Source organism: Streptomyces sp. NPDC046862, assembly GCF_040704615.1.
Taxonomy (GTDB): domain Bacteria; phylum Actinomycetota; class Actinomycetes; order Streptomycetales; family Streptomycetaceae; genus Streptomyces.
The window spans coordinates 62,252-82,698 of record NZ_JBEYXP010000043.1; the positions used below are offsets into that span (position 1 = coordinate 62,252).

General features: G+C 70.6%; 15 protein-coding genes. 4 read left to right on the plus strand and 11 right to left on the minus strand.

Annotated features, from left to right (window positions below):
- Window positions 1–115 precede the first annotated feature (115 nt).
- From ffh to AB0959_RS37000, 5 genes are all read right to left on the minus strand, one after another.
- Window positions 116–1,675 carry a signal recognition particle protein gene (gene ffh, locus AB0959_RS36980; protein WP_366831139.1) on the minus strand — a complete coding sequence of 520 codons (1,560 nt, stop codon included), beginning with the start codon at window positions 1,673–1,675 and terminating at the stop codon, window positions 116–118.
- 132 nt (window positions 1,676–1,807) lie between these two features.
- On the minus strand, window positions 1,808–4,267 hold the full coding sequence (locus AB0959_RS36985; protein WP_366831140.1) for a [protein-PII] uridylyltransferase: 2,460 nt from the start codon (window positions 4,265–4,267) through the stop codon (window positions 1,808–1,810).
- A 23-nt stretch (window positions 4,268–4,290) separates the two neighbouring features.
- On the minus strand, window positions 4,291–4,629 hold the full coding sequence (locus AB0959_RS36990) for a P-II family nitrogen regulator (protein WP_019328769.1): 339 nt from the start codon (window positions 4,627–4,629) through the stop codon (window positions 4,291–4,293).
- Window positions 4,626–5,966, minus strand: coding sequence for an ammonium transporter (locus AB0959_RS36995; RefSeq protein ID WP_366831141.1), 1,341 nt, complete (start codon window positions 5,964–5,966; stop codon window positions 4,626–4,628). Before AB0959_RS36995 ends, AB0959_RS36990 begins: the two co-directional genes overlap by 4 nt.
- Window positions 5,967–6,329: 363 nt before the next feature.
- Window positions 6,330–7,805, minus strand: coding sequence for a hypothetical protein (locus AB0959_RS37000; RefSeq protein ID WP_366831142.1), 1,476 nt, complete (start codon window positions 7,803–7,805; stop codon window positions 6,330–6,332).
- A 447-nt stretch (window positions 7,806–8,252) separates the two neighbouring features.
- Here AB0959_RS37000 and AB0959_RS37005 point away from each other — a divergent pair, with 447 nt between their 5' ends.
- The gene (locus AB0959_RS37005) at window positions 8,253–8,912 is read left to right on the plus strand and encodes a bifunctional DNA primase/polymerase (protein ID WP_366831143.1); all 660 of its coding nucleotides are present in this window, start codon (window positions 8,253–8,255) and stop codon (window positions 8,910–8,912) included.
- 85 nt (window positions 8,913–8,997) lie between these two features.
- Here the strand turns inward: AB0959_RS37005 and ftsY are convergent, their stop codons facing one another.
- Window positions 8,998–10,209: a signal recognition particle-docking protein FtsY gene (gene ftsY / locus AB0959_RS37010; RefSeq protein ID WP_366831144.1), complete on the minus strand. Its 1,212-nt coding sequence runs from the start codon at window positions 10,207–10,209 to the stop codon at window positions 8,998–9,000.
- A gap of 287 nt (window positions 10,210–10,496) precedes the next feature.
- Here ftsY and AB0959_RS37015 point away from each other — a divergent pair, with 287 nt between their 5' ends.
- Entirely contained in the window at window positions 10,497–11,468 is a 972-nt protein-coding gene (locus AB0959_RS37015; protein WP_366831145.1) for an LLM class flavin-dependent oxidoreductase, read from the plus strand.
- Between the two features lie 151 nt (window positions 11,469–11,619).
- Here AB0959_RS37015 and AB0959_RS37020 read toward each other — a convergent pair whose 3' ends face one another.
- The 4 genes from AB0959_RS37020 to AB0959_RS37035 all read right to left on the minus strand — a co-directional run bounded on the left by AB0959_RS37020 (window position 11,620) and on the right by AB0959_RS37035 (window position 17,889).
- Complete coding sequence (locus AB0959_RS37020; RefSeq protein ID WP_366831146.1) at window positions 11,620–13,038, minus strand: sugar porter family MFS transporter; 1,419 nt, start codon at window positions 13,036–13,038, stop codon at window positions 11,620–11,622.
- A 205-nt stretch (window positions 13,039–13,243) separates the two neighbouring features.
- The gene (smc, locus tag AB0959_RS37025; protein ID WP_366831147.1) at window positions 13,244–16,798 is read right to left on the minus strand and encodes a chromosome segregation protein SMC; all 3,555 of its coding nucleotides are present in this window, start codon (window positions 16,796–16,798) and stop codon (window positions 13,244–13,246) included.
- 224 nt (window positions 16,799–17,022) lie between these two features.
- Complete coding sequence (locus AB0959_RS37030) at window positions 17,023–17,226, minus strand: hypothetical protein (RefSeq protein WP_009327638.1); 204 nt, start codon at window positions 17,224–17,226, stop codon at window positions 17,023–17,025.
- Window positions 17,227–17,607: 381 nt separating this feature from the next.
- Complete coding sequence (locus tag AB0959_RS37035; protein ID WP_366831148.1) at window positions 17,608–17,889, minus strand: acylphosphatase; 282 nt, start codon at window positions 17,887–17,889, stop codon at window positions 17,608–17,610.
- Between the two features lie 151 nt (window positions 17,890–18,040).
- On the opposite strand from AB0959_RS37035, the gene AB0959_RS37040 reads away from it, so the two are divergent.
- A complete protein-coding gene (locus tag AB0959_RS37040; protein ID WP_366831149.1) occupies window positions 18,041–18,997 on the plus strand; it encodes a CAP domain-containing protein in 957 nt (318 codons plus the stop codon).
- 83 nt (window positions 18,998–19,080) lie between these two features.
- Complete coding sequence (locus tag AB0959_RS37045; RefSeq protein ID WP_366831150.1) at window positions 19,081–19,470, plus strand: helix-turn-helix domain-containing protein; 390 nt, start codon at window positions 19,081–19,083, stop codon at window positions 19,468–19,470.
- On the opposite strand, the gene mutM is transcribed toward AB0959_RS37045, so the two are convergent.
- Window positions 19,443–20,303, minus strand: coding sequence for a bifunctional DNA-formamidopyrimidine glycosylase/DNA-(apurinic or apyrimidinic site) lyase (gene mutM / locus AB0959_RS37050; protein ID WP_366831151.1), 861 nt, complete (start codon window positions 20,301–20,303; stop codon window positions 19,443–19,445). The two genes, AB0959_RS37045 and mutM, sit on opposite strands and share 28 nt — an antisense overlap.
- Between the last annotated feature and the right edge of the window lie 144 nt (window positions 20,304–20,447).

Consider the following 20,447-nt stretch of genomic DNA (forward strand, 5'->3'; position numbering starts at 1 on the left):
TCACAGCGAGAGCGCCCCGGCGATGTACGCGTCCTGCACGAGACGGCCGTAGCCGACAGCCGACAGCCAACAGCCCCTACGGAGCCAAGCCGGCCACAGGCCCGCCACCCGACGATCAGCCCATGAACTTCTTGAACTCGTCCGGCAGTTCGAAGTCCTCTCCGCCCTGCTGGCCCGGCAGGCCGAACGCGCCGCCCGGTGCGCCCTGAGGGCCGGCGGCACGCCGAGCCGCGGCCTCCTCCTCCTGCTGCTTCCGCTTCATCGGGTTGCCGGAACGCTGCTTGCCCTTGGCCTTCTTCGGCTGCTTCTTCTGACGGCCGGGGCCGCCCCCCATGCCCGGCACCCCGGGCATCCCCGGCATGCCGCCGCCCTGTGCCATACGGGACATCATCTTCCGGGCCTCGAAGAACCGCTCGACCAGGTTCTTGACCGCGCTGACCTCGACGCCGGAGCCCTTGGCGATACGAGCACGCCGCGAGCCGTTGATGATCGTCGGCTCCTGGCGCTCGGCCGGAGTCATCGACTTGATGATCGCGGCCGTACGGTCGACGTCCCGCTCGTCGAGGTTGTTGATCTGGTCCTTGATCTGGCCCATGCCCGGCAGCATGCCGAGCAGCTTCGAGATGGAGCCCATCTTGCGGACCTGCTCCATCTGGGCCAGGAAGTCGTCCAGGGTGAAGTCCTGGCCCTTCTTGGACGCCAGCTTGGAGGCCATCTTCTCGGCCTCTTCCTGGCTGAACGTCTTCTCCGCCTGCTCGATCAGGGTGAGCAGGTCACCCATGTCGAGGATGCGGGAGGCCATCCGGTCGGGGTGGAAGGCGTCGAAGTCCTCGAGCTTCTCACCGTTCGACGCGAACATGATCGGCTTGCCGGTCACCGAGGCGATCGACAGGGCCGCACCACCGCGCGCGTCACCGTCCAGCTTCGACAGCACCACACCGTCGAAACCGACACCGTCGCGGAACGCCTCCGCCGTGTTGACCGCGTCCTGACCGATCATCGCGTCGACGACGAACAGGATCTCGTCGGGGCCGACCGCGTCCCGGATGTCCGCGGCCTGCTGCATCATCTCCTGGTCGATGCCCAGGCGGCCCGCGGTGTCGACGACCACGATGTCGTGGACCTTCGACTTCGCGTGCTCGATGGAGTCCTTGGCGACCTTGACCGGGTCGCCCACGCCGTTGCCGGGCTCCGGCGCGAAGACGGCCACGCCGGCGCGCTCGGCGACCACGCTGAGCTGGTTGACCGCGTTCGGGCGCTGGAGGTCGGCGGCGACGAGCAGCGGGGAGTGCCCCTGCTCCTTGAGCCACTTGCCGAGCTTGCCCGCGAGCGTCGTCTTACCGGCACCCTGCAGACCGGCCAGCATGATCACGGTCGGCGGCTGCTTGGCGAAGCGCAGGCGCCGGGTCTCGCCGCCGAGGATCTGGACGAGCTCCTCGTTGACGATCTTGAGGACCTGCTGGGCCGGGTTCAGCGCCTTGGAGACGTCGGCGCCGAGCGCCCGCTCCTTGATGTTCTTGATGAACCCCCGGACGACCGGAAGAGCCACGTCCGCTTCGAGGAGCGCGACGCGGATCTCACGTGCCGTGGCGTCGATGTCCGCCTCGGAGAGGCGTCCCTTACCCCGCAGGTTCTTGAAAGTCGCTGAGAGGCGATCGGAGAGCGTATCGAACACGGCGGCTTCGGTCCTCGGAGTCGGGGGCAGTGTGGGTTGCCCTCCAGGGTATCTGTCCGGGCGCGGTGGGGTCTCCACCCGTTCTGTACGGGACTGTGAGGCGCCCGGCACACAGGCGCCTCCGGCCGTCGGCTACCCCCGCAACGTCTCCTCCAGCGCCCTTGCCACCGAGGCCGCCTCCTCCCCCGGCAGCGGCGCCCCCTTCGCGCTGGTCACGTAGAAGGCGTCCACCGCGTTGGCACCCAGCGTGCTGACGTGGGCACTGCGTACCCGTACGTCCGCGTCCTCCAGCGCACGCCCGATGCGGAACAGCAGCCCGGGCGCGTCCTGGGCCCGTACCTCGATCACCGTGGCGTGGTGGGAGGCGGCCGGGGCGACCGTCACCCGCGCCGCGGGCGCGACCACACCGCGGCGGCGCGGATACGCCGCGTCGCGCTCGGCCAGGCGGGAGGCGATGTCCAGGGAGCCGTCCAGCGCCCGTACCAGGTCCGTGCGCAGCCGGGCGGCCTGGGGCAGGGAGCCGTACTGCGCCGCCACCCGCCAGTTCAGCAGGAGCACCGAGCCGTCGACGGTGTCGGACAGGTCCAGGGCGCGCAGCTCCGCCGTGCGCACGGTCAGGCGGTGCACGGCCAGGACGCCGGCGACCGCGGGCAGGACACCCGGCTGGTCGGGGACGGCGATGAGCAGTTCGACGCCGAGGGGCTCGGGGTCGCCGGAGGACTTGTCCTCGCTCCCGCCGGGCGGCTCGGTCTGGGCGCGCAGGGCCAGGACGGGGCCACCGGTGCGGAACGCCTCGATGGCGAGCCGCTCCTGTTCGGCGGTGGGCGCCTCGTCGTCGGCCACGATCTCCTCGGGGGCGTCGCCGGAGAGCACGGCCGCGACCCGCTTGACCAGGTCGGCCACCAGCGAGGCACGCCAGGTGGACCAGGCCGCCGGGCCGGTGGCCAGCGCGTCCGCCTCGGTCAGGGCGTGCAGCAGCTCCAGGGTTCCCTGGGAGCCGACCGCCTCGGCGACCGAGCGGACCGTCGCCGGGTCCTCCAGGTCGCGCCGGGTGGCCGTCTCCACGAGCAGCAGGTGGTGGCGTACGAGGGTGGCGAGCACGGCCACGTCGTCGCGGTCGAACCCGATGCGGGCGGCCACGTCCTTCGCGATGATCTCGCCCGCGACGGAGTGGTCGCCGGGCCAGCCCTTGCCGATGTCGTGCAGGAGCGCGGCGACCAGGAGGAGGTCGGGGCGGTGGACGCGCCGGGTGAACTCGGAGGCCCGTACCGCCGTCTCGATCAGGTGCCGGTCGACGGTCCACAGGTGCACGGCGTTGCGCTGCGGACGGCAGCGCACCCGCTCCCAGTCGGGCAGCAGCCGGGTGATCAGGCCCTCCGCCTCCAGCGCCTCCCAGACGTCCACGGTCGGGCGGCCCGAGCCGAGCAGCGTGACGAGTTGTTCGCGCGCCTCGGCGGGCCAGGGCGTGGGCACGGGGCGGGCGGCGGCCGCCATACGGCGGACCGCGTGCAGCGAGAGGGGCAGTCCGGCCTGGGCGGCAGCGGCGGCGGCGCGCAGCGGCAGGACGGGGTCGCGCTCGGGGCGCGCGGCCCGCGCGAGCACCACCTCGCCGTCCTGTTCGACCACGCCCTCCGCGAGCGGGGAGCGCTCGGCGGTGGGCTTCCCGCCCCCGAGCATGGCACGCAGCCGCGGCCGTACCGCGCGCGACCGCAGCACGCGCCCCACCTCGCGCCAGGTCACGTCCGTGGCGTACGAGATGACGCGCGCGGCCTCGTAGACCTGGCGCAGCAGTGTGTCGGCGTCGAGCAGACCGAGTTCGGCGGCGACCTGGTCCTGTTCCTGGAGGGCAAGCCGGTCGGTGGCGCGGCCGGTGGTGAGGTGGAGCGCGTCCCGTACGTCGAGGAGGCGGCGCCGGGCGTCGGCGAGGCCCTCACGGGGTGCGTCCGCGAGCCAGGACGCGGCGACGGCGCGCAGGGCCGTGGCGTCCCTCAGGCCACCGCGGGCCTCCTTGAGGTCGGGTTCCAGCAGGTACTGCAACTCGCCCTGGCGCTCGGCGCGTTCGGCACACAGCTCCTGGAGTTCGGGGAGGCGTTTGGGTGCCTGGTTGCGCCAGTCGGCCAGTACGGCCGTGCGCAGTCCGGCGGTCAGCCCGAGGTCGCCCGCGATGTGGCGGGCGTCCAGCAGGCCGAGCTGCACCTTGAGGTCCTCGCCCGCGGTCTTGCGCGCCTCGGCAGGGGTGCGGACGGAGTGGTCGAGGGCGAGGCCCAGGTCCCACACCGGGTACCAGATGCGGTCGGCGAGGGCGGCGACCGCGCCCGCGTCACCGCCGTCGTGGAGGAGCAGCAGGTCGAGGTCGCTGCGCGGCGACAGCTCGCCCCGGCCGTAGCCGCCGACGGCGACCAGCGACACACCGCGCAGATCGTCGGCGCCGGCGGTGAAGAGACCACTGAGCCAGTCGTCCGTGAGCTCGGCGAGAGCCGCACGGCGCGGCGGCCCGGACTGCGCCCCCTCAGTGAGGAGACGCAGCCGGGCCGCCGCGTAGCCGCTGGGTCCCGAGTCCTCTGCTTCCGTACGTACGTCCGTACTCGACACCCAGCAACTCCTGTTCTTCTGCGTCAGAGCGCGTCGGGTCCGCGCTCGCCGGTCCTGACCCGTACGGCCGTGTCGACCGGGACGGACCAGACCTTGCCGTCACCGATCTTGCCGGTGCGGGCCGCCTTCACGACCACCTCGATCAGCTGCTCGGCGTCGTCGTCCTCGACCAGCACCTCGATGCGAATCTTGGGGACGAGGTCGACCGTGTACTCGGCGCCGCGGTAGACCTCGGTGTGTCCCCGCTGACGACCGTAGCCGCTGGCCTCGGTGACCGTCAGGCCGTGCACTCCGAAGGCCTGCAGGGCCTCCTTGATCTCGTCGAGCCGGTGCGGCTTCACGACGGCGGTGATGAGCTTCATGCGTCCACCTTCTTGCTCTCGGCGGCGACCGCGGCCGCGACGGCGGTCTTCGCCGCGCCGCCACCCGCACCGCTGAAGTCGTATGCGGTCTCGGCGTGCTCGGCCTGGTCGATGCCGGCGACCTCGTCGTCCTCACTGACCCGCATTCCGATCGTCTTGTCGATCAGGAAGGCGAGGACCGCGGAGGCGATCAGGGAGTAGGCGAGGACGGCGAACACACCGGCGCACTGCTTCCAGAACTGGGTCAGGCCGCCGCCGTAGAAGAGGCCCGCGACGTCGGACTGGCCGTGGCCGCTGGCGAAGAAGCCGATCAGCAGGGAGCCGGCGACACCGCCGACCAGGTGGACACCGACGACGTCGAGGGAGTCGTCGTAGCCGAACTTGTACTTGAGGCCGACGGCCATGGCGCACAGCACACCGGCGATGGCGCCGACGGCGATCGCGCCGAGCGGGGAGACCGCACCACCGGACGGGGTGATGGCGACCAGACCGGCGACCGCGCCGGAGGCGGCGCCCAGCGTGGTGAACGCGCCGTGGCGGATCTTCTCGTAGAGGAGCCAGGCGAGCATGGCGGCGGCGGTGGCGACCTGGGTGTTGACGAACATCAGCGCGCCGACGCCGTCATCGTTGCCCAGCCACGAGCCGGCGTTGAAGCCGAACCAGCCGAACCACAGCAGACCGGCGCCGAGCATGACGAGCGGCAGGCTGTGCGGACGCATCGGGTCCTTCTTGAAGCCGACGCGCTTGCCGATGACCAGGATCACGCCGAGCGCCGCGGCACCCGCGTTGATGTGGACCGCCGTACCACCGGCGAAGTCGATCACACCGAGCTCGAAGGCCCAGCCGCCGGCGCCCCAGACCCAGTGGGCGACCGGGAAGTAGACGACCGTGGCCCACAGCGCTACGAACAGGCCCCACGCCGTGAACTTGACGCGGTCCGCGATGGCACCGCTGATCAGGGCGGGCGTGATGATCGCGAACATCATCTGGAAGACCATGAACACGAAGATCGGAATGGTGTAGCCGGGCCACAGTTCCGTCAGGCCGATGTGGCTGAGGCCCAGCCAGTCGGAGTTCCAGCCGATGATGCTGCCGGAGTCCGTACCGAAGGCCATGGAGAAGCCGTACAGCACCCACAGGATGGTGACGATCCCGATACTGATAAAGCTCATCATCAGCATGTTCAGGGTGCTCTTGACGCGGACCATGCCTCCGTAGAAGAAGGCCAGACCCGGAGTCATGAGCAGCACCAGCGCTGAAGCGATGAGCATGAACCCTGTGTTGGCGGCCGAGAGCTTGGGTGCCTCTGCGGCTAGCGTGATGGCGGTTGATGCCATCGGCGTCTCCTCGTCAATAGGTACGGCCCCGTGCGGGCGAAGCCTGAGCGGAATGAGGGGTGGGCCGGTTATGCGCCACGAGATTGACGCAGCGCGGTTTCGGTCGAAGCCCCTCGATGTTTCGCCACCGTGACGAAGGCGCCGGGCGTGTTACGCCTTGATGAACTGCCGGATGCCGGACCGGATGATCGTTATCGTGACGCAACCTTCCCCAAAGCTCCAGGGAACCGCGTCGGCGCCGGCTGGCGCCAGGCGCGCGTACCGGCCACGGCGGCCATCCGTTGACCTGGCATGGGGGAGCCGAGTCGGGCAGTCGGGATGGCCGGCCGCGGCCGGAGTCTCGGAGCCCTGGAGCGGAGGGCGTCAGACCGCTTCGGCGGTCTCGGGCAGGTGTTTCGCGAGCTGGTCGGTGAGGTCCACGACCTCGGCGAGATCACCGAAATCGCGTACGGCCGTGTCGACGGTCTTTCGGATACGAGTGTTGACCCGCTCGGAGCGCACTTTTCCGGCGACCTCCATGGCCCTGCGGGCCAGCACCGCGCCCTGCTCCGGCTCGCGCTGCAGAAGGTGCACCGTGGCCATGCCGATCAGGTTGAGCGCGTACGACCGCTGGTGCTCGCTGTCCTCGGAGAACAGGTCGACGGCCTTGCGCATCACGGGCTCGGCCATGGAGGCGTACGTGGGGCTGCGGCCGGCGACATAGGCGAGGTCGCGGTAGGAGTGGGAGTTCTCCCCGTACAGCTCGGCCTCGGAGAAGAAGCGGATCCAGTCAGGGTCCGGCTCGTCCCACTCCTCGGCGTCGGCGAAGGTGTGCTCGGCCATCCGGACGGCCCGCTTGCACCTGCTGGGCTGGCCCATGTTGGCGTAGGCGCGGGCCTCCATCGCATACAGCATGGACTGCGTGCGCGGGCTCGCGCAGTCACGGCTGCCGTACTGCGCGAGGTGGATCAGCTCCAGCGCGTCATCGGGGCGGCCGAGGTGGATCATCTGGCGGCTCATGCTCGACAGGACGTACGACCCGAGCGGCTTGTCGCCCGCTTCCTTGGCGGCGTGCAGGGCCAGGACGAAGTACTTCTGGGCCGTCGGCTGGAGGCCGATGTCGTAGCTCATCCAGCCCGCCAGCTCGGCGAGCTCGGCAGCCACCTTGAACAGACGCTTGGCGGTGGCCTCGGGCTGGGGCTCCTGGAGAAGGTCCGTCACCTCGTGCAGCTGGCCGACGACCGCCTTGCGGCGCAGGCCGCCGCCGCACTGGGCGTCCCACTGCCGGAACATCACGGTGGTGGACTCGAGGAGGTCCAGCTCGGGCTTCGACAGCCGGCCCGGACGGCGCGCGGCGCCCGCGGGCTCGGGCGCCTGGCGGGGGGCCGGGGGCGAGGGCACCAGCCAGCGCTGCATCGGTTCGATGAGGGACGGGCCCGCGGCCAGGCCCAGCGACGTTCCGAGGAAGCCGCGCCGCGCCAGCATCAGGTCGCTGCGCGAGAACTCGCTGATGAGTGCCACGGTCTGCGGGCCCGTCCAGGGCAGGTCGACGCCGGAGGTGGACGGGGACTGGTGGGCGGCGCGCAGCCCCAGGTCCTCGACGGCGACGACACAGCCGAACCGCTCGGAGAACAGCTCGGACAGGATCCTGGGGATCGGCTCGCGCGGATTCTCGCCGTCGAGCCAGCGGCGCACGCGGGAGGTGTCCGTGGAGATGTGGTTGGCGCCGAGCTGGCGCGCTCTGCGGTTCACCTGACGGGCGAGCTCGCCCTTGGACCAGCCGCTCCGCACGAACCACGAACCCAAGAGCTCGTTGGGGCGCTTGTCAGCGTTCGTACCGCCTCCGCCGTTGCCGCCCACTGGAACGCCCCCATCCCTGAAACCACCTGTGCGCTGTGTGCGCCAAGCCCTACCAGAATGCCGGTACACACCGTCACACGTCCGGCAGTTGCCACCCCTCGAACGGGAACTCGACTTGCCTCCGGCATACCCACGAGCACACGCACCCAGGACCCGTGCACACACAGTAATCCTACGATCACCCGTCCAGCCACGGGGAATCCAGAAACGCCACCATTCGCCACCCCTTCGAATGAACTCGCGACAGCCTTCGCGCGATTCACTTGACACATGACGGCCGGGGGTGGGCGGAGCGATGCATTCAGAGGCGCGCATCGTCGACTACACCACCCGGAGCACCACTGAGCGCCACAGAGGCGAGCGGCGACCCGGACCAGGATGGAAACACAGGGTCACGAACCGCTTTCGCCTCGTAACCACTGGCGCACTGGACCCGTTGGAGGGGGCATGGGCTTCACGATCGGCGGCATGCGGGACATGCGGTCCGGCGCGCGCCGGCGCGGCGGCCGCTCGTCGGAATGCACCACCGTGGCCGAGTTCACCGGGCTCTGGGGCTGGGACGTGGTGCCCGGGGCGCGGGCGGCGGCGGGAGCGTGCTCGTGCGGCAAGGTGACTTGTCGTGCCCCCGGCGCGCATCCCCTCGGTTTCGCCCCCCTCGTGCGCGCCGGAGCGACGCTCGACGAGGTGACCACGGCCTGGGCGGAGTTTCCTGGCGCCTCCGTCATGCTGCCGGTGGGCCGCGCCTTCGACGTGATCGAGGTCGCCGAGGCCGCGGGACGCCGAGCCCTGGTCCGGCTGGAACGGATGGGCCTGCCCCTCGGCCCGGTCGTCGTCACCCCCGAGGGCCGCGCCCAGTTCCTCGTCGCCCCGGGCGCGGCGGCCGAGCTGCCCCAGCTGCTCTACCGCATGGGCTGGGACGATCCGTCGTCCCTCGACCTGCGCGGACTGGGCCCGGACACGTACGTCACGGCCCCGCCCTCCGACCGGGGCGGCCTGGGCCCGGTCCGCTGGCTCCGCTCCCCCGCCCTGGACTCGGCGACGAAGCCACCGGCCGCACGCCTGCTGCTGGGCACGCTGGCGTACGTGGCGCACCGGTCGCGGGCGTAGCCCCGCCGGACAGCAGCGGGAACAACAGCGAAGAGCCCCATCACGTGATGGGGCTCTTACGCGGAGTCGTACGGTTCGTCCACGGTCACTCGCCGATAAGCGCATCCACGAACGCCTCCGGCTCGAACGGCGCCAGGTCGTCGGCGCCCTCACCCAGACCCACCAGCTTGACCGGCACGTCGAGCTCGCGCTGGACGGCGACCACGATGCCGCCCTTGGCCGTGCCGTCGAGCTTGGTCAGCACGATGCCGGTGATGTCGACGACCTCGGCGAAGACACGCGCCTGGATCAGACCGTTCTGACCGGTGGTCGCGTCGAGCACGAGCAGCACCTCGTCCAGTGGGGCGTGCTTCTCGACGACGCGCTTGACCTTGCCGAGCTCGTCCATGAGGCCGGTCTTGGTGTGGAGGCGGCCCGCCGTGTCGATGAGGACGACGTCGGCACCGATCTCCTTGCCCTCCTTGACCGCGTCGAAGGCGACGGAGGCGGGGTCACCGGCCTCCGGGCCGCGCACGGTGTGGGCGCCCACCCGCTCGCCCCAGGTCTGCAGCTGGTCGGCGGCGGCGGCACGGAAGGTGTCGGCGGCGCCGAGGACGACACTGCGGCCGTCGGCCACGAGGACGCGGGCGAGCTTGCCGGTGGTGGTCGTCTTGCCGGTGCCGTTCACGCCGACGACCATCACGATGCCGGGCTTGCTGGTCTCGGGCTCGGTCTTCACGGTGCGGTCCATGTCGGTACCGACGAGCGTGAGCAGTTCCTCGCGGAGCAGCCCGCGCAGTTCCTCCGGCGTGCGGGTGCCGAGCACCTTCACACGCTCGCGCAACCGCTCGACCAGCTCCTGGGTGGGCAGCACGCCGACGTCGGCGGTGAGGAGCGTGTCCTCGATCTCCTCCCACGTGTCCTCGTCGAGGTGCTCGCGCGAGAGCAGCGTGAGCAGTCCCTTGCCGAGGGCGTTCTGCGAGCGGGAGAGCCGGGCGCGCAGCCGGACCAGACGGCCGGCGGTGGGCTCGGGGATCTCGATCTCGGGAGCTACGAGCTCTTCGACGGAAGGCGGCTCCTCGACGGCCACGCCGGTCGAGCCGTCGGGGAGATCCACCTCCTCGATCGTCCGGCGCGGTTCGTCGCGCGGCGTCTCGGCCTCGTCGCCGACGTGCGGCTCGGCCGGAGGTGCGGTGATGTCGGGCGTCGTGGGGGGCGCCGGCGGCAGTGGCTTCTTTCTGCGGCTGCCGATGACGAGCCCGCCGATGGCGGCGAACACGACCACGGCGATGACTAGAACAAGGATGAGGATTTCCATAACGCCCCCAGTATGGCGTGACGTCCCGCCCGGCGGTTCGTTGTACACGTCGGGCCGGGCTGGCCCGCCGTCCGACCTCGCGGTCGGACGGGAAGCCCTTATGGGCGGAGTCACAACGGGACCAGTATGCGAATCCCGTCGGGTGCGCGAAGAAGCGTCCCCAGGGTGTGTCACGGCCCATGAGGTGGGCCGTGACACACCCTCGCCATGATCTCTTGGTCATCGGCATAGAAATCTGACTGCCCGTCAGCTAATGTCCCCCTCCACCTACGCCACGAGGGGGTCCCATGCCCGTCACGGTCGTCCGTTTCAACCTCGTCGAGCCCGGTGCGACCCCGGCGTCGCTGAGCGCCCGGTACAGGGCCGCCGTCGAGATGGCCGCGTACGCCGACGACCGTGGGATCACCACCGTGCAGACCGAGGAGCACCACGGGGTCGCCAACAACTGGCTGCCCTCGCCGTTCGCCTTCGCGGGCGCGGTCTTCGGGGCCACGCGGAGGATCGCTGTCACCGTGTCGGCGGTCATCGGCCCGCTGCACGACCCGCTGCGGCTGGCCGAGGACATCGCCGTACTGGACCTGCTCAGCGGCGGCCGGCTGGTGACGGTGGTGGGGATCGGGTACCGGCCGGAGGAGTACGCCCTGTTCGACGTGGAGTGGAAGCGGCGCGGCAGGATCCAGGACGAGGTGCTGGAGACGGTGGTGAAGGCGTGGACGGGCGAGCCGTTCACGTACCGGGGCCGCATGGTCCGCGTCACTCCGCGCCCGTACACCGAGCCGCATCCGCTGCTGCTGGTCGGCGGCTCCTCGAAGGCGGCGGCCCGGCGGGCGGCGCGTCTCGGGCTGCCGTTCTTCCCGAGCGCGCATCTGCCGGAGCTGGAGGCGTACTACAAGGAGCGGCTCGTGGAGTACGGCACCGAGGGCTGGACCATGATGCCCGCGGCCGAGACCCCGCTGCTGCACGTCTCCGAGGACCCGGACCGGGCGTGGGCGGTGTACGGCGAGCACTTCCTGCACGAGGCGCGGACGTACGCCTCCTGGCAGTCGGAGGGGATCCGCTCGGCGGTGAGGTCGGCGGCGACGACGGTGGAGGAACTGCGTGCCGAGGGCGTGTACCGGATCCTCACTCCTGAGGAGTGCCTGGCGCAGGGGCTGGACAGCTTCGTCCTGCACCCGTTGTCCGGCGGGATGCCGGTCGACGAGGGCTGGCGCAGTCTGCACCTGTTCTGCGAGGACGTGCTGCCGCGGCTCTCGGACTGATCTCGGACCGAATCCGCCGCCCCGGCCCGGGCAGTGACCGGGGCGGGGCGGCGGACGGTGCGAGGAGAGGGGCGGCGGGGACGTTGACCCCTCTCCCCGGGCTCGGTGAGCGGGTTCGGTGACGCGGGTTCGGTGACGCGGCTCGGGCGCGTTACCCCATCTCCTCCAGCGCCTTGCCCTTGGTCTCCGTGACGAACTTGAGGACGAAGGGGATGGAGAGCGCGGCGAAGACCGTGTAGATCACGTACGTCACGGAGAGGTTCCAGTCGGCCAGCGACGGGAAGCTCGCGGTGATGGCCCAGTTGGCGATCCACTGAGCGGAGGCGGCCACGCCCAGGGCGGCGGCGCGGAGCTTGTTCGGGAACATCTCACCGAGCATGACCCAGACGACCACGCCCCAGGACAGGGCGAAGAAGAGCACGAACACATGGGCGGCGATCAGCGCGATCCAGCCCTGGGCGGCGGGAAGCCTGCCGCCGACGAGGTCGTGACTGAACGCCCAGGCTTCCAGGGCCAGGCCGACGACCATGCCGACCGAGCCGATGATGGCGAGGGGACGGCGACCGATGCGGTCGACGAAGATCATGGCGATCACGGTGCCGAGGATGTTGATGATCGACGTCGTGAAGGAGTAGAAGAACGAGTCCGCCGGGTCGACGCCCACCGACTGCCACAGCGTCGAGGAGTAGTAGAACGCGACGTTGATACCGACGAACTGCTGGAAGACCGACAGGCCGATGCCGATCCAGACGATCGGCTTGAAGAGGAAGCCGCCGCCGAGCAGGTCCTTGAAGGTGGACCGGTGCTCGCTCTTCATGGCGCCCTCGATCTCGGCGACCCTGGCGTCCAGGTCGACGCCCTCGCCCTCGATGTCGGCGAGCACCTCACGGGCGCGCGCACGCTTGCCCACGGAGATCAGGAACCGCGGGGACTCGGGGATCGCGAACGACAGCAGCCCGTACAGCACGGCCGGGACGACCATCACGCCGAGCATGACCTGCCAGGCCTCCAGGCCCAGCAGCTCACCGCGCTGGTCACCGCCCGCGGCGTTGAGGAGGGCCCAGTTGACCAGCTGGGAGACGGCGATGCCGATGACGATCGCGGCCTGCTGGAAGGAGCCGAGGCGGCCCCGGTACGCGGCGGGCGCGACCTCGGCGATGTAGGCGGGGCCGATCACGGAGGCCATGCCGATGGCGAAGCCGCCGACCACGCGCCAGAGGGCGAGGTCCCAGAGAGCGAAGGGCAGTGCCGAGCCGACCGAGCTGACGGTGAACAGGACGGCCGCGATCTGCATGCACCGGATGCGGCCGATGCGGTCGGCTATACGGCCCGCGGTGGCGGCGCCGACGGCACAGCCGATCAGCGCGATGGCGATGACCTGGGCCAGCGCCGCGGAGCCGATGTCGTAGCGGTCCCGGATGGCCTCGACGGCGCCGTTGATCACGGAACTGTCGTAGCCGAAGAGGAAGCCGCCCATCGCGGCCGCCGCCGCGATGAAGATGACGTGGGAGAGATGCTCGGGATGAGCGTCCCGGGCTCCTGACCTGGATGCCTGCGCTGAGCTGGTCACGTGTACTCCTCGTGCCACCGGCAACGCTGCCGGCGTGGATGATCCCTTCCAGGTGGCGATACCTGAAGGCAAAAGCAACGTTGCAGAGACTATGCCTTCAAGTTTCGAAGTCAACAAGGGGGGTTGACCGTGGAGTAAGGTGCTGGTGAGGGCTTTGCGTTCAACTTTTGAAGAAATCGAAACCGAGGCCCGTGGGCGCTCGCCGTCAGCGGAGCCGCTGGCTGATCACCTTCGACACCCCGTCCCCCTGCATGGAGACTCCGTACAGCGCGTCGGCGACCTCCATCGTGCGCTTCTGGTGGGTGATCACGATCAGCTGGGAGGCCTCCTGCAGCTCCTGCATGATGCGGATCAGCCGCTGGAGGTTGGTGTCGTCGAGAGCCGCCTCGACCTCGTCCATCACGTAGAAGGGGCTGGGCCGTGCCTTGAAGATCGACACGAGCAGGGCCACCGCGGTCAGTGACCGCTCGCCGCCGGAGAGCAGGCTGAGCCGCTTGACCTTCTTGCCGGGCGGACGCGCCTCCACATCGACACCCGTGGTGAGCATGTTGTCGGGGTCGGTCAGGATGAGCCGGCCGTCACCGCCGGGGAACAGCCGGCTGAAGACCCCCTCGAACTCGCGCGCCGTGTCCCGGTACGCCTCGGTGAAGACCTGCTCGACGCGCTCGTCGACCTCCTTCACCACCTGCAGGAGGTCCGCGCGGGTCTTCTTCAGGTCCTCCAGCTGCTCGCTGAGGAACTTGTGGCGCTCCTCCAGCGCCGCGAACTCCTCCAGCGCGAGCGGATTGACCTTGCCGAGCTGCTGGTACGCCCGCTCGGCCGCCTTGAGCCGCTTCTCCTGCTCGGCGCGGACGAACCGCTTGGGCTGGTTGCGCGGGTGCTCGGGGTCCTCGGGCAGCTCCTCGCCCTCGGCGGGCAGGGAGGGCGGTACGAGCTGGTCGGGGCCGTAGTCGGCGATCAGGCCCGCCGGCTCCACGCCCAGTTCCTCCAGCGCCTTGGTCTCCAGCTGCTCGATCCGCATCCGCTTCTCCGCGCCGAGCACCTCGCCGCGGTGGACCGAGTCGGTCAGCTTGTCGAGCTCCGCCTTGAGGTCACGGCCCTGGTTACGGGCCTGGGCGAGCTCCTGTTCCCGACGCGCCTTGGCGGCCTCGGCGGCGGTGCGCTCCTCGTCGGCGCGGACGAGCGAGACCTCGACGTGGGCGAGCAGTTGCCGGGCGCCGGACGCGACGGCCTCGGCCACGGCCGCCTCGTGGCGCAGGCGTGCCTTGCGCTGTTCGGCGCGCGCCCGCGCCTCGCGCTCGGCCCGTGCGGCGCGGTCCAGTGAGTCGGCACGCCCCGCGAGCCCCTTGACGCGCTCCTCGTGGGTGCGCACCTGGAGCCGGGCCTCCATCTCGGTCTGCCGCGCGTTGGCGCCGTCGGCGGCCAGCCGGTCCCGTACGGAGGTGTCGGGCTCCTCCTCGACCGGCATCTCCTCGGCGACGACGAGCCGTTCGGCCAGCTCCTCGGCCTCGGTCGTGGCCTTGTCGAGGGCTTCCTGCGCCCGGGCGGCAGCGGCGGTGCTGCGCTCGGCCTCCCCGGCGGCGCCGCGGGCCTGCCCGGCGAGCCGGCCGAGCTGCTGCGCCACGGCCGACTTCTCCCGCTCGGCCGCCCGCCGCCGCTCCCCCAGTTCCTCGACGAGCGCGGCCCGTTCCTTGCGCTGTTCGGTGGCCAGCTGCTGGGTCTCGGTCAACTCCTCGCAGCGCACGGCGAGTTCTTCGAGCTCGGCCGCCGCCTCGTCGACGGACGCCTGCACTTCGAGCAGACTGGGCGCCCCGGCGGAGCCTCCGTGCGCGAAGTGCGCGCCGAGCAGGTCGCCCTCGGCGGTGACGGCGGTCAGCTCGGGCCGCGCGTAGACGAGGTCCTCGGCGTCCTCAAGGGTGCCGACGACGACGATGCCGCGCAGCAACCGCCGTACGGCGGGCATGAGTTCGGCCGGCCCGCGGACCAGGTCGGCGGCGAACGGCGGGCCGTCGGCGCGTTCCCGCGGCGGTACGTCGTCGGGGGCGCCGCTCAGCAGCAGTGCCGCCCGGCCCGCGTCCTGCTTGCGGAGCAGGCGGATGGCGTCGGCGGCGGAGGCCGGGGTCGTGACCGCGACGGCGTCTGCCGCGGCGCCGAAGGCGGCGGCCAGGGGGACCTCGTACCCCGGGGTCACGTTGAGCAGTTCGGCCGCCGGGCCCAGCAGTCCGCCGATTCGGTCCTTCGCCGTGAGCAGCGCGCCGGTGCCGTCCTTGCGGCGCAGGCCCAGGGCCAGGGCTTCGTGGCGGGCCTGGGTCGCGGCCCGCTTGCGTTCGGCCGCGGTGGCCGCCTCGCGCGCCGCCGACTGGGCCGCCTCGGCTTCGGCCAGCGCCCGCTTGGCCGCCTCGTGCTGCTCGGCGAGGTCCGCGTCGCCCGCGTCGAGGCCGTCGACCTCGGCCTTGAGGGCCTCGTACTCCTCCTGGGCGGCGACAGCACGTTCCTGCGCCTCGTCGCGGGCCGCGGCGAGGCGGTCGATCTCCGCCTGAGCGGAGGCCGCGCGGGAACGGGCCGCGTTGACCTGGCCGTTGAGGCGTGCGAGACCTTCGCGACGGTCGGCGATGGCCCGGGCGACGTCCTTCAGCCGGCGCTCCTCGACGGCCAGCTCGCGCTCCAGCTCGGCCCGGTGCGCGACCGTGTCCTCCAGGGCGCGCTCGGCTGCCTCCAAGGCCGCTTCGAGCTCGGCCTCCTGTTCGCGGATCCGGGCGGCCTCGCGCTCCAGGTCCTCGGGGTCGCGCCCGCGCCGCTCCTCGGCGGGCGTGGACGTGGCGCTCTTCACGCGGGCGTCGGCCAGTGAGATGGTGCCGCGCACCCGCTCGGCGAGCTGCGAGAGCTCGTACCAGGTCTGCTGGGCCCGCTGCAGGCGCGGCGCGAGCTGCCGTACCTCGTCCTCCAGCAACGCCTCGCGCTGGAGCGCCTTCCTCAGCTCGGCCTCGGCGGCCTCCTTGCGCTGCTTCAGCGCGGCCTCGTCGGCGACCTCGGCCTGGAGCGCCTCGCGGAGTCGTACGAGATCGTCGGCGAGCAGGCGGAGGCGGGCGTCGCGGAGGTCGGCCTGGATCACGGCGGCCCTGCGGGCGACCGCGGCCTGGCGGCCGAGGGGCTTGAGCTGGCGGCGGAGCTCGTCGGTGAGGTCCTGGACGCGGGCCAGGTTGGCCTGCATCGCGTCCAGTTTCCGAAGGGCCTTCTCCTTGCGCTTGCGGTGCTTGAGGACGCCGGCCGCCTCCTCGATGAAGGCCCGGCGGCCCATGGGGTCGGCGTGCAGGACGGAGTCGAGCTGTCCCTGGCCGACGATGACGTGCATCTCGCGGCCGATGCCGGAGTCGGAGAGGAGTTCCTGGATGTCGAGGAGACGGCAGGTGTCACCGTTGATCTGGTACTCGCTGCCGCCGTTGCGGAACATGATCCGCGTGATGGTGACCTCGGCGTACTCGATGGGCAGGGCCCCGTCGGAGTTGTCGATGGTCAGGGACACCTCGGCCCGGCCGAGCGGCGGGCGCCCGGTGGTGCCGGCGAAGATGACGTCCTCCATCTTGCCGCCGCGCAGCGACTTCGCGCCCTGCTCGCCCATGACCCAGCTCAGCGCGTCCACGACGTTGGACTTGCCCGAGCCGTTCGGACCCACGACACACGTGATGCCCGGCTCGAACCGCAGCGTGGTCGCCGAGGCGAACGATTTGAACCCCCGAAGGGTCAGGGCCTTGAGGTGCACGGCGCTGGACTCTACCTTCCGGCCTTGTCTCACTCCATGAACGCGCGGTTTCACCCATGAACGCGGAGGGCACACCCAACGTTAAAGAGAGTGGGGAGGGGCGCGGGGGTTGGTAAGCGGGGGCCAAGAAAGAAGGGACGCCGAAAAGGCGCCCCTTGCAGATCTGACAACTTAGCGGTTGATACGAGCCGCCCAACCACTGCTGTCGTGGTGCGATGCAGTGATCAGGTGAGCGCAGGCTCCGCCTGGTGTGCGTCGATGCTCTCCATAAGCGAGTCGTGAGAAGCGGCAGCCGTCAGCGCGTCGTTCTCCGCCTGGATCCGTACGAGCTCGGATTCCAGGTCCTGGACACGCTGCTGGAGCCGTCGCATCTCGGCGAGGAGTCGCGGGTCGGAGCCGCCGACGTAACCGAGAAGCGCCTTTGCCATGATGGATGGTCCTCCACACTGAGTGACCGCTGATCGAAGCGGTGTGGGTCGTGAGGGAATGGCACCGGGGTGCTTGGCACTGTGGAGTTTTGCTGCCGTTCTTCCATGCCAAACAGCTAAGGTGCGCGGGGCTTTCAGCGTCTCACCAAAAAGTTTGACGGTCAACACGATCACGCCCCGCGTTGGCGGGCAGCCCGGGCGCGCGCGGCCCGGACAGGCGGCGCTGCGGCTCCTGAGGGGCCCCAGGGGTGAGGAGATCATCATCCACGGCGGAGCTTGTCACGACAAGCGATTCTTGGCAACCACCAGGTCATTTCCGTTCCGGGCGGATGCCAAGGGCATTTTCCGGCCGCTCCGGGCGGCCGTTTCGGCGCCTCCGGCTCACCGGACCGCGAAGCCGTCATAGCCCCCGCGAGGTGTGTCCCAGATCTCTGTGACACCGTCCACGCGCCCGGGCGTGTCGGGTCCCTCGAGCCACTCGAGCAGTCCTTGACAGCCGTCTCGCGAACCCTCCGCGACCACCTGGACCCGCCCGTCCGCCAAATTGAGAGCAAAACCACTCAGGCCCCCGATCTCCAGGGCCCTTGCCCGGGTGAACCAGCGGAAACCGACACCTTGGACGTGTCCGCGCACCCAGGCGACCAGCCTTACATCCTCGCTCATGCCTGCACGCTAACGGGCGAATGTCTCTCAGGGCTCACGGTCCCCCCACGGCATGCTGTACCGTCCCGGTCCAAACGAATCTCATATGAAACTCACTCGTTCGTGTGAGTTCAGTAAAGAGAGTGACCGCAAGGTCGAGGAAGGCCAGGACATGGGACGCCACCGACGCTCCGCCGCCGGCCGCGCCGCCAGGGGCCGCGCCACGGGGGCTGCGCAGGCGCAGGACGCGACCACGGAGCGCTACGGACCCGAGAACCTGTACGGCTTCGCCGCCGTCCTCGAGGCCGAAACGCCCCGCGGGCGTTCGCACCGCAAACAGAAGAAGACCGTGACGCCCGTGAAGACCGGCCTGCTGGGCGTGTCCGCGGCCGTCGCCATCGGCACCGCCGCGGTGGCCACCGGAGTACTGCCCGGTGGCGGCAAGTACGCCGTCAGCGGCGGCAGCAGTGCCGACACCGTCACTCCGGCCGGTTCACCGACGAGCGTGGAGAGCCAGCAGGGCGGTACGGACGGCCCCGCGGACCGCGCCGACGAGTCCACGAGCCGTGACTCCGAGCGCGAGACCTCGCCCTCCGCCGCCCCGTCGAAGCCGGCCACTCCGCCGAAGAAGACGCCTTCCAAGAAGCCGTCGGCCGAGCCCACCAAGCCGGAGAAGACCAAGGAGCCCTCCGACAAGGCCACGAAGAAGCCCGGGAAGTCCGAGAAGGAAACCCCGGTGACGGTCTCCGCGGAGGCCCAGGCCGCCGCGGAGGTGCTCCGCCTGGTCAACGTGGAGCGGGAGAAGGCCGGGTGCAGCCCGGTGGCCGCGAACAGCGCGCTGGCGGACCTGGCCGGGGCGTTCAGTGACGACATGGCCGAGCGCGGCTTCTTCGACCACACCGACCCCGAGGGGGACACCCCGTGGGACCGGGCCGCCGCTCTGGGGATAACCGACCTGGGCGGGGAGAACATAGCCCGGGGGCAGGCGACCGCGGAGGCCGTCATGGAGGCGTGGATGAACAGCCCCGGTCACCGGGCGAACATACTGAACTGCGACTTCAAGACGCTGGGCGTGGGTGTGAACCTGGGGTCCGGCGGGCCCTGGTGGACCCAGGACTTCGGGTACTAGGGGTTCGCCTCAGTCCGAGTCAGACACTAACCACGAGTTAGTGCAACCTGTTGGTTAGCGCTGTGGGCGAGTATCCTCGACCTATGGAACTCGACGCTCTCGACGCCCTCGCGTTTGACGTGTTCGCGAAGAACTGTCCTTCCAGGGGAACCCTGGAGCACGTGACGGGGCGCTGGGGTGCGCTGACGCTGGGCGCTCTGCACGAGGGATCGTTCCGGTTCAACGAGCTGCGCCGCCGGGTGGACGGGGTCAGCGAGAAGATGCTCTCGCAGACCCTGCACGCCCTGGAGCGCGACGGGCTGGTCCACCGCGAGGCACAGCCCACCAATCCGCCCCGCGTCGACTACACGCTCACCCCGCTGGGCCATGAGGTCTCCGAACGTCTGCTGGCCCTCATCCAGTGCGTGGAAGGCCGCATGGAGGACGTGCTGCGGTCGCGCGAGCGTTACGACGAGACCCGTGGCGCCCGCTGACAGCGCGGGCAGAAATAGCTGGAGCGATTCATCCAGGGACGCCGCCGCATCGGTGTGGCACAGCGCCGGCAGGGCAGGCCCTCACGCCCGTACGCGTCGAGTGAGCGGTCGAAGTAGCCCGACTCGCCGTTGACGTTGACGTACAGGCTGTCGAAGCTCGTGCCGCCCACGGCGAGGGCCGCGTTCATCACGTCCCGTACGTGGCCCAGGAGTTCGAAGCTGCGCGGGCGCGTGAAACCGGCCGTGGGACGCTCGTAGTGGACGCGGGCCCGCCACAGCGCCTCGTCCGCGTAGATGTTGCCGACGCCGCTGATCAACGACTGGTCGAGCAGGGCCCGTTTGATCGTCGTGCGCTTGCGGCGCAGGGCCTGGTGGAAGGCCTCGTCGTCGAAGAGCGGGTCGAGGGGGTCGCGCGCGATGTGCGCGATGACGTCCGGCAGCCCCTCGGGCGTGGTGTCGTGCAACGAGAGCCCGCCGAAGGTGCGTTGGTCCACGAAGCGCAGCTCCGTGGAGAGGTCGTCCGTGAAGCGCACGCGGATGCGGAGGTGCTTCTCGTCGGGCGCCTCGTGCGGCTGGACGAGCAACTGGCCGCTCATGCCGAGATGCGCGAGGACGGCCGTACCGGAGTCCTCCACGGGCAGCCACAGGTACTTGCCGCGACGGCTGGGCTCGCCGATCCGGTGGCCCTTGAGGCGGTGAGCGAAGTCCTCGGGGCCCGCGAGATGGCGGCGTATGGCACGCGGATGCAGGACCTCGACGTCGGCCACGGTGCGATGGGCCACCCAGCGGTCCAGTCCGCGCCGTACGACCTCGACCTCGGGCAGTTCGGGCACGGGGTCCTCCGGAAGCGTGACGGGGTGACCTCCGCAGCGTACCCGGTGGTCAGGGGGCGTCGGCGAGGCGCCGTGCCCCCCTGGTACGGCCCGCTCCACGTCACCGTGGGCCACGAGGGTGTCAACACACCGACGGCCGACCCG

Excerpts from the sequence above, each read along its gene's own strand:
- AB0959_RS37045 (WP_366831150.1), top strand. The coding sequence starts at position 19,081 with ATGGAACTCGACGCTCTCGACGCCCTCGCGTTTGACGTGTTCGCGAAG.
- AB0959_RS36995 (WP_366831141.1), bottom strand. The coding sequence starts at position 5,966 with ATGGCATCAACCGCCATCACGCTAGCCGCAGAGGCACCCAAGCTCTCG.
- AB0959_RS36990 (WP_019328769.1), bottom strand. The coding sequence starts at position 4,629 with ATGAAGCTCATCACCGCCGTCGTGAAGCCGCACCGGCTCGACGAGATC.
- ftsY (WP_366831144.1), bottom strand. The coding sequence starts at position 10,209 with ATGGAAATCCTCATCCTTGTTCTAGTCATCGCCGTGGTCGTGTTCGCC.
- AB0959_RS37035 (WP_366831148.1), bottom strand. The coding sequence starts at position 17,889 with ATGAGCGAGGATGTAAGGCTGGTCGCCTGGGTGCGCGGACACGTCCAA.
- AB0959_RS37040 (WP_366831149.1), top strand. The coding sequence starts at position 18,041 with ATGGGACGCCACCGACGCTCCGCCGCCGGCCGCGCCGCCAGGGGCCGC.
- AB0959_RS37005 (WP_366831143.1), top strand. The coding sequence starts at position 8,253 with ATGGGCTTCACGATCGGCGGCATGCGGGACATGCGGTCCGGCGCGCGC.
- AB0959_RS37030 (WP_009327638.1), bottom strand. The coding sequence starts at position 17,226 with ATGGCAAAGGCGCTTCTCGGTTACGTCGGCGGCTCCGACCCGCGACTC.
- AB0959_RS37015 (WP_366831145.1), top strand. The coding sequence starts at position 10,497 with ATGCCCGTCACGGTCGTCCGTTTCAACCTCGTCGAGCCCGGTGCGACC.